Annotated in this window: 13 protein-coding genes; 9 read left to right on the top strand and 4 right to left on the bottom strand. The window is 38.6% G+C overall.

Annotation, left to right across the window (positions count from 1 at the left end; genetic code table 11):
* Window positions 1-81: 81 nt before the first annotated feature.
* From AC25Y6_RS07390 to AC25Y6_RS07360, 7 genes are all read left to right on the top strand, one after another.
* On the top strand, window positions 82-507 hold the full coding sequence (locus tag AC25Y6_RS07390) for a protein-tyrosine phosphatase family protein (RefSeq protein WP_488142524.1): 426 nt from the start codon (window positions 82-84) through the stop codon (window positions 505-507).
* Window positions 508-536: 29 nt separating this feature from the next.
* Entirely contained in the window at window positions 537-815 is a 279-nt protein-coding gene (locus AC25Y6_RS07385) for a HesB/IscA family protein (protein ID WP_488142523.1), read from the top strand.
* Between the two features lie 51 nt (window positions 816-866).
* Window positions 867-2,252 carry an NAD(P)-binding domain-containing protein gene (locus AC25Y6_RS07380; protein WP_488142522.1) on the top strand — a complete coding sequence of 462 codons (1,386 nt, stop codon included), beginning with the start codon at window positions 867-869 and terminating at the stop codon, window positions 2,250-2,252.
* A gap of 295 nt (window positions 2,253-2,547) precedes the next feature.
* Window positions 2,548-3,798, top strand: a complete 1,251-nt coding sequence (locus AC25Y6_RS07375) for a benzoate/H(+) symporter BenE family transporter (protein ID WP_488142521.1) — start codon at window positions 2,548-2,550, stop codon at window positions 3,796-3,798.
* Window positions 3,799-4,045: 247 nt separating this feature from the next.
* The gene (locus AC25Y6_RS07370) at window positions 4,046-4,540 is read left to right on the top strand and encodes a DinB family protein (protein ID WP_488142520.1); all 495 of its coding nucleotides are present in this window, start codon (window positions 4,046-4,048) and stop codon (window positions 4,538-4,540) included.
* A gap of 613 nt (window positions 4,541-5,153) precedes the next feature.
* Window positions 5,154-6,491, top strand: a complete 1,338-nt coding sequence (locus AC25Y6_RS07365; RefSeq protein ID WP_482102915.1) for a gluconate:H+ symporter — start codon at window positions 5,154-5,156, stop codon at window positions 6,489-6,491.
* A 228-nt stretch (window positions 6,492-6,719) separates the two neighbouring features.
* Window positions 6,720-8,846, top strand: coding sequence for an ATP-dependent Clp protease ATP-binding subunit (locus AC25Y6_RS07360; RefSeq protein WP_488142519.1), 2,127 nt, complete (start codon window positions 6,720-6,722; stop codon window positions 8,844-8,846).
* A 233-nt stretch (window positions 8,847-9,079) separates the two neighbouring features.
* Here the strand turns inward: AC25Y6_RS07360 and AC25Y6_RS07355 are convergent, their stop codons facing one another.
* The 4 genes from AC25Y6_RS07355 to AC25Y6_RS07340 all read right to left on the bottom strand — a co-directional run bounded on the left by AC25Y6_RS07355 (window position 9,080) and on the right by AC25Y6_RS07340 (window position 14,466).
* Window positions 9,080-9,910 (bottom strand): DUF2935 domain-containing protein, encoded by an 831-nt coding sequence (locus tag AC25Y6_RS07355; protein ID WP_482102966.1) that lies wholly within the window; start codon window positions 9,908-9,910, stop codon window positions 9,080-9,082.
* A 304-nt stretch (window positions 9,911-10,214) separates the two neighbouring features.
* Window positions 10,215-11,645, bottom strand: a complete 1,431-nt coding sequence (locus AC25Y6_RS07350) for an MFS transporter (protein ID WP_488142518.1) — start codon at window positions 11,643-11,645, stop codon at window positions 10,215-10,217.
* A gap of 340 nt (window positions 11,646-11,985) precedes the next feature.
* Complete coding sequence (speB, locus tag AC25Y6_RS07345) at window positions 11,986-12,975, bottom strand: agmatinase (protein WP_482102918.1); 990 nt, start codon at window positions 12,973-12,975, stop codon at window positions 11,986-11,988.
* Between the two features lie 129 nt (window positions 12,976-13,104).
* On the bottom strand, window positions 13,105-14,466 hold the full coding sequence (locus AC25Y6_RS07340) for a sigma-54 interaction domain-containing protein (RefSeq protein WP_488142517.1): 1,362 nt from the start codon (window positions 14,464-14,466) through the stop codon (window positions 13,105-13,107).
* 420 nt (window positions 14,467-14,886) lie between these two features.
* Between AC25Y6_RS07340 and AC25Y6_RS07335 the strand changes: the two genes are divergently transcribed.
* Complete coding sequence (locus tag AC25Y6_RS07335; protein ID WP_488142516.1) at window positions 14,887-15,525, top strand: 2OG-Fe(II) oxygenase; 639 nt, start codon at window positions 14,887-14,889, stop codon at window positions 15,523-15,525.
* A 357-nt stretch (window positions 15,526-15,882) separates the two neighbouring features.
* On the top strand, window positions 15,883-16,488 hold the full coding sequence (locus tag AC25Y6_RS07330) for a YcdB/YcdC domain-containing protein (protein WP_488142562.1): 606 nt from the start codon (window positions 15,883-15,885) through the stop codon (window positions 16,486-16,488).
* Window positions 16,489-16,579: the final 91 nt, after the last annotated feature.

The following is a 16,579-nucleotide window of genomic DNA, read 5'->3' as shown; positions in this document are numbered from 1 at the left end:
TTTTAGAGGTACAGCACAGTAGTAATCCTAAGTACTCTGTGAGAAACATTGGAGTTCAACATTGAGTGAGGTGAAAGAAGTATGACGACAAAAAATTATCAGGAATTAATTGATGGTATTTTTATTGGCAGTGCAGATGATGCAGTGGATATTATGAAGAATGAAAGAGTAGATGTAATCGTAGATTTACGTGCAGAATCCACGAATATTTCATCGGATAAAAATCAAATTCAAAGTCCGATTGTAGATGATGCCGATCAGCAGGATGGATCTGTTAAAGAAGCTATCAATTTGGTCGTCAACTCTTATAATTATGGAAAGATAGTTTTCTTTCATTGCGGTGAAGGCAGTAACCGAACAGGTACTGTGGCTATCGGAACACTATTAGCCCTTGGCAAAGCGGACACAATTGCTGAAGCGGAGGAAAAAGTGAAAACAATTCGTCCTAAGATTAATGTGAAATCAGCGATGAGAGACTCATTAAAAAGAATATTCCCCGATGCCTAGTCTGGATGTAAAAAGAAGGAGAGAAAATAATGAATATCACAAATGAAGCCAAAGAGTATATTCAATCACTTTTGAAAGAGCAGCAAGCTAAAGGACTCAGGGTCTATGCTATTGAGGGGTGCTGTGGACCGCAAATCGGTTTATCTCTTGATCAACCTGAGGAATCGGATACTGTTTCTTTGATAAATGACATTCAGGTTGCCATTTCCACGTTAGCTTTAGGGCTTCTGAGCAATTTAACACTGGATTTTGAAACTGAAGGTGAGCAATCCGGACTTGTCATGGTTGGTGTGCCGAATAATTGTTAATACAAAAGAGCTCATTCAGTGTGCTCTTATTGTTCTTAGGAGGTCTGTAAAATGATAGAACAAAGTAATATACAAATAACGAATGGGAACTGTTGTTCAACAAATACTGTGCCACTGCATATCGAGCTCATCGAAAAAGAAACGAGTTCATTGCCTGTCGTCATTATTGGTGCAGGTCCAGTTGGATTAGCCGCAGCCGCACATTTGGCTAAGTCAGGTGAACAGTTTCTGGTTTTGGAATCTGGTAGAAACGTTGGTAACCATATACTTCAGTGGGGACACGTTCAATTATTTTCGTCATGGCAATACAATGTTGACAAAGTCGCCCGTGAGTTACTTGAAAAACATGGATGGGACGCCCCTACCCCTGATGAGCTGCCAACAGGAAAGGAATTGGTGGAGGATTATTTAAAGAAAATGGCAAGTTTACCGGAAATCCAGCCGTACATTCATTTGAATACCAAAGTGTTAGCCGTTAGCAAAAAAGGGTTGGATAAGATGAAGTCAATTAAACGTGAAAATGTTCCGTTTGTTCTTTACTGTGATCAAAATGGTAGTACTGAACAAATTGAGGCAAAAGCTATTATCGATGCAACAGGAACATGGGGACAACCAAACCCTGTAAACGCGGATGGTGTATGGACGAAGGAAGAAATTTCATTACAAAACAATATTCATTATGGGATACCCGACATTAACGGTAAAGACCGAGAGAAATATACAGGTAAACGTGTGGCTGTAATTGGTGGTGGTCACTCCGCAATCAATACAATTCTAGAATTGACTAAACTCAATGAAAGCAGTTCCAATGAAATCATTTGGATTCTCCGCAAAAGTAATGTTGAAGAGGCTTATGGGGGTGAAGAAAAAGATGCTCTCCAAGCAAGAGGGGAACTTGGATTGAAAATTCATCAATTGGTGAATTCCGGACGTGTCAAAGTTTATACGCCATATCAAGTTCAAAAAGTTTTGATGGAAGATGATTCATTGAAAATTTTTGGTAAGTTTAAAGGTGAAAGCCTTTCTATTGATAGGATAGATGAGTTGATTGTTAACACTGGAAGTCGCCCTGATTTCACATTCTTAAATGAAATCAGATTACAAATTGACTCTGCTACTGAAAGCGCTGCAGTACTGGCTCCGTTAATTGATCCCAACATCCATAGTTGTGGAACCGTTCGTCCCCATGGGGAGAAAGAATTAAGACAACCAGAGAAGGACTTTTATATTGCTGGTATGAAGAGTTATGGAAGAGCACCGACGTTTTTAATGGCAACTGGATATGAACAAGTGCGATCAATCGTGGCTTATCTGACGGGCGACTATGAATCAGCAAAGAAAGTAGAGCTGGACTTACCTGAAACAGGTGTATGCAGTGTAAACCTTGCATCAACAAAACCAGAACAATCTTGCTGTAATGTAACACCTAATTCTTAGGGTATTTTAATGGGATAAAATGGACAATCATGCACTTAACAAAGAGTCTACTTCTGGTAACTCTTGTTAAGTGTTTATTTGTCATTGCGATACGAACATGTAATCTTACTTTAGTATCTCCTATTATTTACAGTCATCGAAACAGTGTTTAAATATCGCTGAATGCATTTTTTTACAGCTTCAATTTTTTTAGAATTGGGACTTTTCACTCTTTTTAATCAGAATACCCACAATATTTAAAAAAATGGTGTATATTACTAGGAGAAGTATTGGTAGATTTAGGGGGCTAGGGGGCATGAAGGAAAAAATTTTACTCTTAAATATTAAAGATTTACGTCAGAATCTAAATGTGAATACGGTTAGTGCTGGCTTAGTTGCAGCAATATTTGGGTGTACGGGTCCTGCTTTGATTATCATTGGAGCTGCGACAAGTGGGGGCTTGACGTATGCTGAAACCATTAGTTGGATATTTGCTGTTTATTTTTTTAGTGGATTGCTCGGTATGTTTTTATCTATAAAGTATCGTCAGCCCATCGCAGGTGCACATTCGATTGCTGGTGCAGTATTAGTTGCAGGTGCTTTGACTCATTATTCATTCCAAGAAGCTATAGGCGCTTATCTATTTTCCCATATCCTCGTGATTATTCTCGGTGCGTCAGGCTTAATCAACAAAGTGATGAAATGGATTCCTGTCCCGATTGTCATGGGTATGATTGTTGGCGTAATGATCCGTTTTTCGACGGAAATGATTACGTCGGTTACCATTTCTCCCATACTAGCAGGTTCTGCAATTCTAGTTTTTTTACTTTCTACACGATTCTTCAAAAAAATCCCACCTGTTTTATCAGCATTACTTGTCGCAGTTTTGTTGGCCGTCTTTACAAATGAATTTCAGCTTCAGAACGTCCAGAATGCATTCATTCTTCCACAGTTAATCCTACCTGCATTTAGTTTTGATGCCTTACTGTCGATTGGAATTCCACTTGCGTTACTCATAATCTGTACCGAAAGTGCTCAAGCGTCAGGTGTGTTAATGGCTCAAGGCTACAAGCCCCCAAATAATGCGATGGCGATTTACGGTTCAATTGTTGGTGTAATCGCTTCGTTTTTTGGCGCTCATGCTATTAATATCGCAGGACCGATGACAGCGATCTGTTCCGCTGAAGAAGTTGGGAAAAAAGAAAGCCGGTATGCTGCAACCGTTGTATGTGGAGGGGTATTCTCGACTTTTGGACTGTTTGCGGCTGTAGTCGTTCCGCTTGTGATTGCCATGCCAGGTGTAATTGTTAGTGTAATTGCTGGTCTTGCGATGCTAGGGGTACTTATGAATGCCCTCAAAATAGCCTTTTCAGACAGTAAGTTTCAAATGGGTGCTTTTTTTGCCTTAATAATAGGCATGTCAGGTGTGAGTTTCTTCAATATTGGCGCACCATTATGGGCAATTATCGGTAGTTTATTCGTCTCTATTGTTGTTGAAAAAGACCATTTTGTATGGAAAGCAAAGGTAGAAAAAGCGATAGGATCGAAAGTGGAAACGACCGTTTAAACATTTGCATTCAATTGAGTGTCAGGTACCTCTTTTTCAACGGCCACCCGTTTGATAGGTGGCCGTTATTTGATGCGTATCAGTCACCTTTGTTAAAAGGTGTAGGACGACGAAGTAGAATGCTGAATTCATGGCATTAAATGAGACTCTATTAAATCATAACTTGCGAAAAAATAGAAAAGCTTATAATGTAGATAAGTAAACAATAACGGAAAAGTTTTTCGGGGTAATAAAAGGAGCAAATTAAATGGTGTTGGGAAAAAATACTGTTATTCGAAAAGAGTTATTTAAAGCAATTGATCCATTGACAGATGAGCAGTTCAATAAAATACCTTCAAATGGGGGATGGTCTCCAAAACAAATCTTCGAACACCTAGCGAGAATGGAAACAGTGATTGCGACTAATATTGCCAGAGAACTTAATAACCCCGAAAGTCTAAAATGTATGAAAAAACCGATAGCATTGTCTACGAATCGCTTAATTAAAGTGGAAGCACCGGAGTTTACAGTTCCGACAAAAGAGTATAAATCAAAAGTAGAAATGAAAAATGAACTCTATCATTCCCGTATCTTCTTATTAGATGTGTATGAAACAAGCACAAAAGAAGTGCTCCGTGATAAATCACTCAAACATCCGATATTTGGACAAATTCCATTGAGTCAATGGTTTCTATTTGTCGGATTGCATGAAAAACGTCACTTGAAACAATTGAAAAAAACAATTGAAATGGACGTTGAGTGACTTTCATCAGCCGAGGGACGGGCATTCATGGGTTGGTCAAGTGGAGCAGTAGGTCCGGTAAGAAGAATCATTGTATTGAAGAAGAGCATCGGGAGAACTTTGCCGATGCTCTTTTGCAGTTATTCCCTTTCAATAACGGAATTCCATGTTCATCCGCAAATTCGTAGATTGATATTTCCTTAATTCGGAAGTTATATTAGGTGAAAAAAGTTTTAGATACATAGTAAAAATGAAAAAGAGCCAAGCATGAGGAGAGGATATTTCACAGAATTGAATTTTTATTTGATATTGAAAGCACTTTCATTATATACTGAGTGAAGTAAATCGGTTTACTAAACCGATTTATCTGAAAACAGATGAGAGTTAAGAGCTTTTCTTTCGGAGAGAGGTATTTGTGGTGTTGTCTACTATTGGTGTGTAAAGCTAGGCAACGCATAAATGATGCATGATAATCTGCAAATATCGAAAGTGTTGATTAATTGGTTTGGAGTAAGCGGTTACAAGGTTACTGTGCTTGACTGACCATCAATAATTAGAAATGTCAGTCCACATGCGTAAAAGCAATTCGAAGCTATTAGAACAAACTGAAAGTAGACTTGGGGGGAGAATAAAGATGGATTGGATTATAACTTATTTACCGCTTATTTGGGTAGCTCTTGGTGTAGCGTTGCTTCTTTACTTGAACATCGTGGTAAAACTGAATAGTGTACTTGCCCTTTTGATTGTTGCGATATTGGTAGGTATTTTAAACGGGTTAACATTAGATATGGTCGTCGTATCGATAAAGACAGGTTTTGGAGGAACGCTCGGAAGTTTGGCAATCATTATCGGAATGGGTGCTGTGCTTGGTAAATTAATGGTGGATTCCGGTGCTGCTCAACGGGTAGCTTCTACCTTATTGAACAAGTTTGGCGTAAAGAATGTTGAATGGGCAATTTTAATTGTTGGTGCCATTTTTGGTGTCTCAGTATTTTATGAAGTGGCGTTTATCATATTGGCACCACTTGTCATCAGTATTGCAATTGAAGCGAAAATTCCATATTTACGCTTAGGTATCACGATGGTTGCCTCGGCTACAATGGCGCATAGTATATTCCCACCACAACCTGGACCAACTGCACTTGTTGAGGCTTATGGTGCAGACATGGGGATGGTTTACATATTGGGACTGATCGTAGTCATTCCATCAGTAATTGCAGCAGGTATTATTTTACCTAGAATGCTACGTAATTTGGATCGTCCTGTACCACCGATGTTGAAGAAGCCGAAAGAATTTGCTGAAGATGAAATGCCTGGATTTGCTGTAAGTATAATTGTACCGTTATTGCCAGCAATCATCATTACATCGGCAACGATTTTGGATTTCTTTATAGAAGAAGGAACGATGTTCTATCAAATTATTAATTTCCTTGGTAGTGCCGAAATTAGCATGATTCTCGCTGTATTGGTTGCCATTTATGTATTCGGCATACGCAGAGGTAGAACAATGCCGGAAGTTATGAATTCGTTCTCAGGTGCTATTGAAGGTATTGCGATGATTATCTTCATTGTTGGTGCTGGTGGAGCTTTCAAACAGATCATTTTGGATACAGGTATTGGTGACTTCATCGCAGGAATGATGGAAAATACAAGTGTATCGCCATTAATTATGGCCTGGGTCATTACTGCAATGTTACGTATTGCTACGGGGACGGGTGTTGTTTCTGCAATTACTGCTGCTGGTATTGTAGGTCCGCTAATTCATACATTTGATGTGAATCCTGTATTAATGGTTTTAGCAACAGCGGCAGGAAGTAATACAATTACTCACGTAAATGACGCATCCTTCTGGTTGTTTAAAGAGTACTTTAACTTATCCATTAAAGATACGTTTAAAACCTGGGGCCTGTTATTATTCACGACCTCGGTCGTTGGTCTTGGTGTTGTACTACTGCTTAGCTTGTTTATCTAATAAAAAACTGTCATTCAAGTCCACGGTAATGGATTTGGTTGACAGTTTTTTTATTTGAGGATCATGTGGCTAAGCTGATTTTACGTGTAGTCTTCATTAAAAATATTCAAGGATATGCAAGCAAGTTTCTTGAAAGTCAAAAAAGGTCAGTGTATAATAAGTGCATAGATCAAATATAGTCAAAGTCAGGAAAGATAGATAAATGAAAAATTGAGGGAGGAATAGAACATGAAATGTCAACATTGTGATAAAAACGAAGCGACGATGAGTTTGAGATTTCAAGTAAATCAGCAAGGAATGCACATTAATATGTGTCATCCATGCTTTCAAGAAATCCAAAGTCAATTACAAGCAGGTAAGATGCCGTCATTTAGCAACAATGCGAATCCCTTTTCCCAAGCTAACGGCGGCCAACAGGCAAGAACTCAAACAAAGCAAACACAAGAAGGTCACGGCAACGGTTTGTTAGACCAACTTGGTAAAAATATATCAAATGATGCAAGAAATGGACTGATTGATCCAGTCATCGGACGCGATCAAGAAGTGAAACGCGTCATTGAAACGTTAAATAGAAGAAATAAAAACAACCCAGTGCTAATTGGTGAGCCTGGAGTTGGTAAAACAGCAATCGCCGAAGGGCTCGCAGTAAAAATCCATGAAGGCGATGTTCCGGTGAAACTAAAGAATAAAGAAGTGTACTTACTAGATGTTGCTTCACTTGTTACCAATACAGGCATTCGTGGTCAGTTTGAAGAGCGGATGAAACAACTCATTGAAGAACTTCAAGTCCGGACAGATGTTATTTTATTCATCGATGAAATTCACCTACTCGTTGGTGCGGGTTCAACAGAAGGATCGCAAATGGATGCCGGTAATATTTTGAAGCCAGCCTTAGCACGGGGAGGTTTGCAACTCATCGGGGCAACGACATTGAAAGAATATCGTCAAATCGAAAAAGATGCCGCACTTGAACGTCGGTTCCAACCGATTATCGTCAAGGAACCATCGGCAGAAGATACGATTAAAATCTTAAGTGGAATAAAAGGACGTTACGAAAACTTCCATGAAGTACACTATACAGATGAAGCGATTCAAGCATTTGTCACCTTATCACAACGTTATATTCAAGACCGCTTTTTACCGGACAAAGCGATTGATTTGATGGATGAAGTCGGGTCACGTTTAAACCTTGCACACGTCATCCCTAATTCGGATTCAGATTCACTTGGAGTGCGTCTGGGCGAAATCATTCAAGAAAAAGAACAAGCAGCAGAATTGGAAGACTATGAAAAAGCGGCAAATTTACGTTATGAAGAAATTCAATTACGTAAACAATTGGAAGAAGCGAAACAAAATGGGGAAGCTAAAAAAATAGAAGTTTCTGTTGCAGATATTGAGTTAATTGTCGAAGAGAAAACAGGAATTCCTGTGACAAAACTACAAGCGGCAGAACAGGTGAAAATGAAAGGTCTTCAGGAAAATCTCAATAAAAAAGTCATAGGTCAAGAAGAAGCGGTTGATAAAATTGCAAAAGCAATCCGTCGTAGCCGTGCGGGACTTAAATCGAAAAACCGTCCCATTGGCTCCTTCTTATTTGTCGGTCCAACGGGTGTTGGTAAAACAGAAATCACAAAAGTCCTAGCAGAAGAATTATTTGGTTCACGTGACACGTTAATCCGTCTCGATATGAGTGAATATATGGAGAAACATGCGGTGTCTAAAATTATTGGCTCCCCTCCAGGTTATGTTGGGCATGAAGACGCTGGCCAATTAACAGAACAAATACGCCGGAATCCGTATTCAATTTTACTCCTTGACGAAATTGAAAAAGCGCATCCAGACGTTCAAAATATGTTCCTTCAGATTATGGAGGATGGTCGATTAACAGATTCACATGGTCGGACAGTCAGTTTCAAAGATACGGTTATTATTATGACAAGTAACGCTGGAACAGGCGACAAAAAAGTGAGCGTCGGTTTCAATAAAACGGTACACGAATCCGTTACGATGCTAGAAATGTTAGGCGATTATTTCAAACCTGAATTTCTCAATCGTTTCGATGCAATTGTTTCATTTAACGAATTAACAGAGGAAAATCTACTTGAAATCGTGGAATTAATGCTTGTTGATTTACAAGTAACAATCGAAGAAAATAATATTGATATCACGATTTCCCAAGAAGTAAAACAAGCATTGGTCAAACTAGGCTACGATAAACGATTCGGAGCTCGACCACTTCGCAGAGTCATTCAAGATAAAATCGAGGATCCATTGACAGATATTATTTTGGAAGAGCATGTTGAAAAAGTCCGTGTCGATCTCGTGGAGGAAGAAATTGTCGTCAACATAGTGTAACTATATTTAATGAAAAACTGTCAACCGAACGAATTTGGTTGACAGTTTTTTTGTTTAAGATAAATTACTCAACTATTCGACTAAGGAAGGAATAACTTAGTATGCCATTAATTGCTGGCTATTCATTGGAACGATAACTACCCCCACCTATACAGAAGTCATCGGTGGGGGTAGTTGAATTGAAGTCGATTGTTAGATTGTGTAACAAGCATTATTTAATACATAGTAAGGCGTTAAGCTTGTTGTGTCGTAAGATGCTCATCGAATGCATCAATAATTTGAAGGAAGTGATCCGCTTCACGGTATACATGGTCGGCGAGAAGGGCGGGTATATTGCTTTTTATTTTGCAGGCTTCAATTAAATCACGTGCTGTTTTTTTGAAATCGCGTAACGATACGACAGAAACACGATTTTGGTCTAAAAATTGTTCTAAAAGTGGTTGTGTTTCTGACTGAGGGCGCATGTGATCTAAATCCTGTGCTTGGTAAAGAAGTTGGTCGAAATCATGACTGAACCCTCGTGCTTGATCGACAAGTTTTCTTTCCGAAGGATCTAGCAGGTGTCCGATGAATTTTGAATGATCCGCCATTATTTTTAAGAAAAACACATTCTCTTTAATAATTGCCTCTGGTAAAGGTTTCAGCTTACCTTCGTTTAATTCCTTCAATCGTTTAGCGAAATAGGCAGCTTCTCGGCTCGTATGGTCAACAAGTAAAGGGAAATTGTTGGAGATAATTTGGCAACTTAATATCAATCCAAGTACTTTTCGTTTATAAGCCCAAATAGAAGCTGCCGCTTGGTAGACTTGAATGTTTAGTTGTCTAATGACATCAGGATCTGTTGTTTCATTGTAATCGCTGATCTGCTCTTCGATGCGTTCAAACAGTACAATGTATTGCTTTGCTTCTTGAATGAGTTGTGTATCACTTGCATTAAATCCAAGACTTAAAAAGAAAGCATGTTCTTTCATAATCCGTGACCAAAATCGAATCTCATCCAATGATTGCGTTACAAATGTCGGAATCGGCCATTCACTCCCCTTATAGTTATCACCATAATCAATGTATTCGAGATCAGTTGAAATGATGCAGTTTGGCTACTTGAAAAGTTTGACACGTGTTATAACTGACTAACAGTTGGCTTCAATACAGTAAGTGTAGGTAACTATTTTTATATATTTATACACTGAAAGCTACCCGAAATTACATCTCCGGGCATTTAATCACAACAGAATTAACGAAAAGAGTGTGGCTAGAAGTGACGAAGTCACATCTAGCCACACTCTAACCTTAGTAAATTCGTCGTGATTAATCCGCCGAAAGCGGGCTGAAAGTAGTCCAGTGAAAAGAGAGATTTTCAAGCCTACCTCAATTCAGAACAGATATTTCTTTAGTCTCAACTTTCTCCGCTGCAAGCTTGGTTACCTTTTTTCCCTCGTTGTGCGGAATTGTTAACATTATAGAGATTAAGGATGGGATAGCAAAAGCCATATTTACCATGGTCCCGGCAGCTGCTGCTAACTCTATGCTTCCGGTGAGCAAGATTGCACCATAAACTGCTGTTGAAATCGCTATACCAAATGAAAAGCCCAGTGAGCTGGACATTTTATAAATACCTGAAGCAACCCCAACTTTATCTTCTGGGATATTTACCACAGCGGTTTCAATAGAAGGCGTTGCGTACAATCCAAGCCCTATACCTGAAAGCATGAAACCGAGGAAGACGGTGATGATGTAAGCTAAGTCAGGCAAAAATGTTAACGCTGTTAAACTGATTCCAAGGGGAGTAATGATTGCTGCTGCAATCATTGGTTTTCTTGCGCCCACTTTTTGCATCATTTTCTCACCCACGCGAATCATTATGAGCACAGCAACTAAATTACCAATCGTTAGTAAACCTGTTTGAAAGGCTGTAAATCCTCGTGCTAATTGCACATACGTATTCGCAACCACAACTGTTCCGGCAATTCCATTTTGTAAAAAGTTAGAGGTGACAGCTCCTGTATATGCTTTAGACTTGAATAAAGAAAACTCAATGAACTTACTCTTTTTCTTTATTTCAACTAAAAAGAATAGGGCGGTTCCAATTAACGTTGCAACTATTAAAGTGATTGTAAGTGGACTCGTCCAACCAAACTCATGCCCACGTGTAATTGTTAAATTCAATGCAAGCATTACGAAAATGAAAATGAGTAAACCCGTATAATCAAATTTCGATTTGATAGACTGGACAGCCTTGCTTTCTGGTATATCTTTTAGTAAGTACATCGCTAGTAAAGAGATAACAATTGAAAGGACAAAAATCCATCTCCATCCCATATACGTTGCAATGGCTCCACCTACTAAAGCACAAGCGCCGGCTCCACCCCATGAACCGAATGACCAATAACTAAGTGCACGCTGCCTGTCTGCTCCATCAAAGTAGGCTTTAACTAAAGCAATGGTTGCCGGCATAATACATGCTGCAGAAATACCTTGGATGATTCGCCCAGCGATTAAAAGTGGAGCATCTTGTGCTAGAACAAGGCACAAAGAGCCAATAACACTTAAACTTAATCCTAAAAAAGTCAGTTTTTTACGGCCTGCTCTATCTGAGATACCGCCAGCCGCAACAATAAACATACCTGAAAATAAGGAGGTTATACTAATAGCGATATTTAGAGTTCCGAGTGATATACCTAAATCTGCTTGAATTGCTGGAATAATGTTTACCATTGACTGAGCAAACAACCAAAACGTAAGAACGGCTAGCACGATACCAAAAATCAATTTGTTTGAACCTCTATTAGTTGCTTCCATAGTGAACCTCCTCTAATTTTGTATACGTCTTTTTCTGTGTTTGCTAGGGAAAGCGCTTCCAATTCTTATAATGAAGAAATGGTTAAATTCTATGTTTACCCACACGTTTCTTTTAGGCTTTGCTTTTAGGGCTAAGGTCTCTCCTAACTTTTTGGTTTATTGAATCGAGTTGTTAGTTGAGATAAGTATAGTTGGAAATATCCAGGTATTAGGGACGAAAACGAATGTGAAAAAGGTTGACATAGGCAAGGAGATTCTACTTTTGTTTCAAAATCTATGAGTCGATATAACATTATAGAGGAAGGTGCGAACACTCTCCTCTACATGATCAAATTTACATTTACTTATTTGCGTGCATAGCCGAAACTAGCTCCGGACTATTTTCTTGTTCTTTTAAAATGAAACTGATGAAATCTAGAATGAGTCTTGCTCCTACTTGACTGGTAATTCCAGTTGGATCATATGGAGGAGAGACTTCGACTAAATCAAAACCGATGACATTTCCTCTTTTTGCAATACCTTCTAACAATTCATTCACTTCATCATAGTACAATCCTCCGGGAGAAGGAGTGCCTGTTCCGGGTGCCAACGATGGGTCTAATCCGTCGATATCAATTGTTACATAATAATTATCGCCTTCAGGAATTAGGTCTAGTACAGATTCAATGCTCATTTTTCTCATTTCGCGTGGAGATAAAATCACACTGCCATATTCCCGAGCGGCATCTACATCTTCTTTTTTACTACTACTAATTCCACGGATTCCGAATTGGAACATTTTGTCGACGTAGTCCATTTCCGCTAGACGACGGAGAGTGCTACCATGTCCGTATCTTTGTCCCGAGCGATGATCTGCCCAATCCAAATGTGCATCTATTTGAATGACGTGGAACGACCCAATGGAATCCAACGCTCTACCTACAGGAATGGTAATAGAATGGTCTCCACCCATTACGACTGGAATTGCTCCTTTGGAAACAATCTTTCTAATAGATTCTTCAACATTGTCGAAGCTCTGTTCCAAATCACCATGTACGATATCTACATCTCCGCAATCGACTACTTTATAGTCGGGACCTAAGTACATAATATCTTTTTCAATATCATAGGCACCTTCTAATCCGAAACTATATAATGTAGAACCTTCTCGCATTCCACGTGGACCCATTCTAGTTCCTGATTTCCATTGTGTTCCCATATCGTAGGGAACACCGATAACCGCCACATCTGCGTCTAGTTCATCCAGACTTGTACAAATCGGGTATTTCCCAAACGAGCAAATACCTGTAAACGGTAGGTTAAGAAATTGTTTTTCATTTTGATTATTCATCATAGTTCCTCCTCGTGTTCTATAGTATTTTCAAGAAAGAGGGCTATGAAAGCGCTTGTTTCTTGATGCTATACAGTATTGCAAGTTCCATGCCAACACCAAGAGAGTGGGTTCTGCGAGTCGGCCTAGTCAACTCTGACTAAGCTGGCTCGCTATATATTGATTGATTTTTCGATTGGCGGTAGATTGACTAATTCCTAATTTTTTAGCCAACTTAGTGCTGCTTGGGTACCTTTCATACATCCGATTAATATAATCTCCTTCAATCATTCCGATATATTGATCTAACGTCATATCCTCTTGTTGTGCAGAAGCAATGCCAACTTGGTCGACATCAACAATCCTGTCATTTGAAGTAATTAAAATACGTTCTATGAAATTTCGTAGTTCCCTAATGTTACCCGGCCATTCCTGTTTACTTAGCCAAGAGATCATCGTTGTAGAAAGCTCTTTTTGTAGGCTGTGCTTTTCATTGAATTCATGTAACAGTTCTGATGTGAGTATATTTATTTCATCTCTTCGTTCACGCAAAGGTGGAATAGCAATCTTGATGACGTTAATGCGATAATATAAGTCTTCCCTAAATCGTTTTTCCTCAATAAGTTGTTGTAAATCTTGGTTCGTTGCACAGATGATTCGACAGTTTAGATGAATGATTAAATTTCCACCTACCCGTTGTACAGTACGATTTTGAAGTACAGACAAAAGCTTAACTTGGAGATTAAGAGGTAGCTCAGAAATCTCATCAAGTAATATTGTGCCTTTCCCAGCAGCTTCAAAATAACCTTTTTTTCCACCTTTTCTTGCGCCAGTAAAAGCGCCTTCTTCATAGCCAAATAACTCTGATTCAATTAAGGATTCGGGAATGGCACCACAGTTTACTTCAATAAAAGGCTCGGTTTTCCGATTGGATGTTTGATGGATTTTCTGTGCTATGTAGTTTTTTCCAACTCCTGATTCTCCTTGAAGTAAAACGGAAACGTCTAGGTTAGACACCTTTTCGACAATGCTGAAAACATGCCTCATTTTACCGGAGTCACTGTGGGAAAGGGGGGACTGTGAATCTTTTATCTTTTCAATTTCTCTTTCATATAAAACCATTCTTTTAGCAACTTCGTCATTTGTCTTTTTTAGATAATCAAGTTCAGTAATGTCTCTTGAGAAACTAATGGCTCCTTGTAATTGCTGTAGATCATCAAAAATCGGATAAGCGGAGACTACTATTTTTCTTCCCATTGACGTTTCTTGTACCATCGTTTCAACTCTTTTTGTTTTCAGTACTTTTCCCGTAATTGAGGGAGATAAGATCCCTTGTTTTTCTAGCGCAAAGACATTTTGATTTATAATATCTTTAGCATCAATTCCGAAGAAGTTTTTAAAGCTCTCACTTGAAAAAGTAATGGTACCAGCTGCATCGGTTACAAAGATTTCATCGAAAGAATATTTAATAATACTTTCTAAAATCAGGTGGTTTTGTTGTAGTGGAGCCATTCATATTCCCCCTAGTCAATTATGATTACATACTACTCTGAATTGACTAACTATTCAACAAGAATGTAATGGTAGATATGAAAACACTGTTTCATATCTAGGGAAGGTTAGTATGACAAAACACTGGAAATACATCACTGGATTCTCAGTGTTTTTGTTGTTCAATAAGTTCACTGGAGAGGTGCTTAAATGTGAGAATAGCAGTCAAAGAGTTATGGACACAGCCTTATATAAAGCTATTTTTATAAATTTGCGATATGCTAAAATTGTGTGATAAAATAAAGTGTTCGGAGTAGAAGGCATTAAAACACACTCTTGAATATTCAGTACATTAATCGAAAGAAGACCATTAACACGAATAATCATTACTAATAAACGCACTCGTTTTGAAAATCAAATTGTATAAGGGGTCGTTTGAAGATGATTACGGAGAATAAGGAACAATCGATATTTGGTCACGAGGGAAGTAAAATAATAACAGACAGAGAGATTGACATCATCACTAGAATAGAAGAGCCATTGATAGTGATTTTAGGCAATGTATTAAGTAACGAAGAATGCGATGAACTAATCAGATTGTCAAAGGACAAACTGCAACGTTCAAAAATCGGGTCAACACATGACGTAAATGAACTGAGAACCAGTAGTAGTATGTTTTTTCAAGAAAGTGAAAATGAAATTGTAGCTAAGGTTGAAAAAAGAGTCTCTACTATTATGAATATACCTATTGAACACGGAGAAGGTATGCAAATTCTTCAGTATACGCCTGGTCAAGAATATAAAGCGCATCATGATTTTTTTTCATCAACAAGTCAAGCGGCAAAAAACAATAGAATTAGTACGCTCATTATGTACTTAAATGATGTAGAACAAGGTGGAGAAACTACCTTTCCTAAACTGAATCTTTCAGTAACGCCAAAAAAGGGTATGGCAGTTTACTTTGAGTATTTCTATAGTGATGAAGATTTAAACGAGTTAACTTTACATGCTGGAGCACCAGTTATATCTGGTGAAAAGTGGGTTGCAACGCAATGGATGAGGAAACAAAAAATAAGGTGAAAAAGTGAACGGTACGAGTTTCTAACACGATTTTGAATTGTGTTAGAATCTCGTACCGTTTTTATTCCAATTTTGGGAACTTATCAATCTCCTAGTACGTATTAAACATAAGAGATGTTTTAATGAATAGGGAGGTGGATTGTTTGCTTCGAGAAGAATTTAAAAAACGGGCAATGGGGATAGTTGACATACCTACTCATTTTCAACTTGTGATAATATCTCACTTACTCCAACCTCAAGTGAGGTGGTAAGGAAAGAGTTAACTAATGAAGAAATCATAGGGGTCACGGAACGAATGGAAGTAATTCGTGAAGTGGATATGCAGAATGAAACCGGTATTGTCTGGCGAGATCGGAACTGGGAGATGAAAGACAGGATTTATCAATAAACGGATTTTTCATTAGACATACAGAAGATACGGTTAAAGCCTTCATTTCCAAGGAAACAGGCATTGTTAAAAGCTTTATGTGGTTTAATAAAAGACAAGGCGAACTACGACTTAGCCGTGAAGAATGTTTTCAAAAATGCATTGAGTTTTTACAAATGGTAGTTCCAGATTACTATCCCTATATGCAACTGATTGTCCGTGAAGATGAAGATGAAGAAGATCTGGCTTCATCAAGGGAAACATTTACAATTTCTATGCATAACGGTCATGGTATACATATCGAGAGTAGCAGGTTCCTGGTTTCCGTCAGTCGCTCTACAGGGCTCATCGATCATTACAATGGACCGAGTTTTGACTTGGAACAGCTAAAATCAATCCCATCTGAAGCGGCTATATCTAAAGCAAAAGCGCGTGAACTATTTTTAAGCCAATTGGATTTCGAGTTAGCCTGGAAACCCGATTACGATAGCGAAACGGAGTCGTATATTCTAGTTTATCAAGCGTGCCACCGGAATTCCGAAAAAAAGATTCGGTATATTGATGCAGTAACTGGGGAACTTATACTGGCTAAGTAGGTGTATCCGTAGTGTTGACATCGGGGAAAAAGAGTACGGACCCAAGCGCCGAAGGATGTAAAATGGGCATTTATTCTAATTGTATAAGTTG

The organism is Sporosarcina sp. Y1004, from assembly GCF_057669665.1.
The sequence above is the reverse complement of the archived record's forward strand: the minus strand, read 5'-3'. Positions and strand labels throughout refer to the sequence as shown.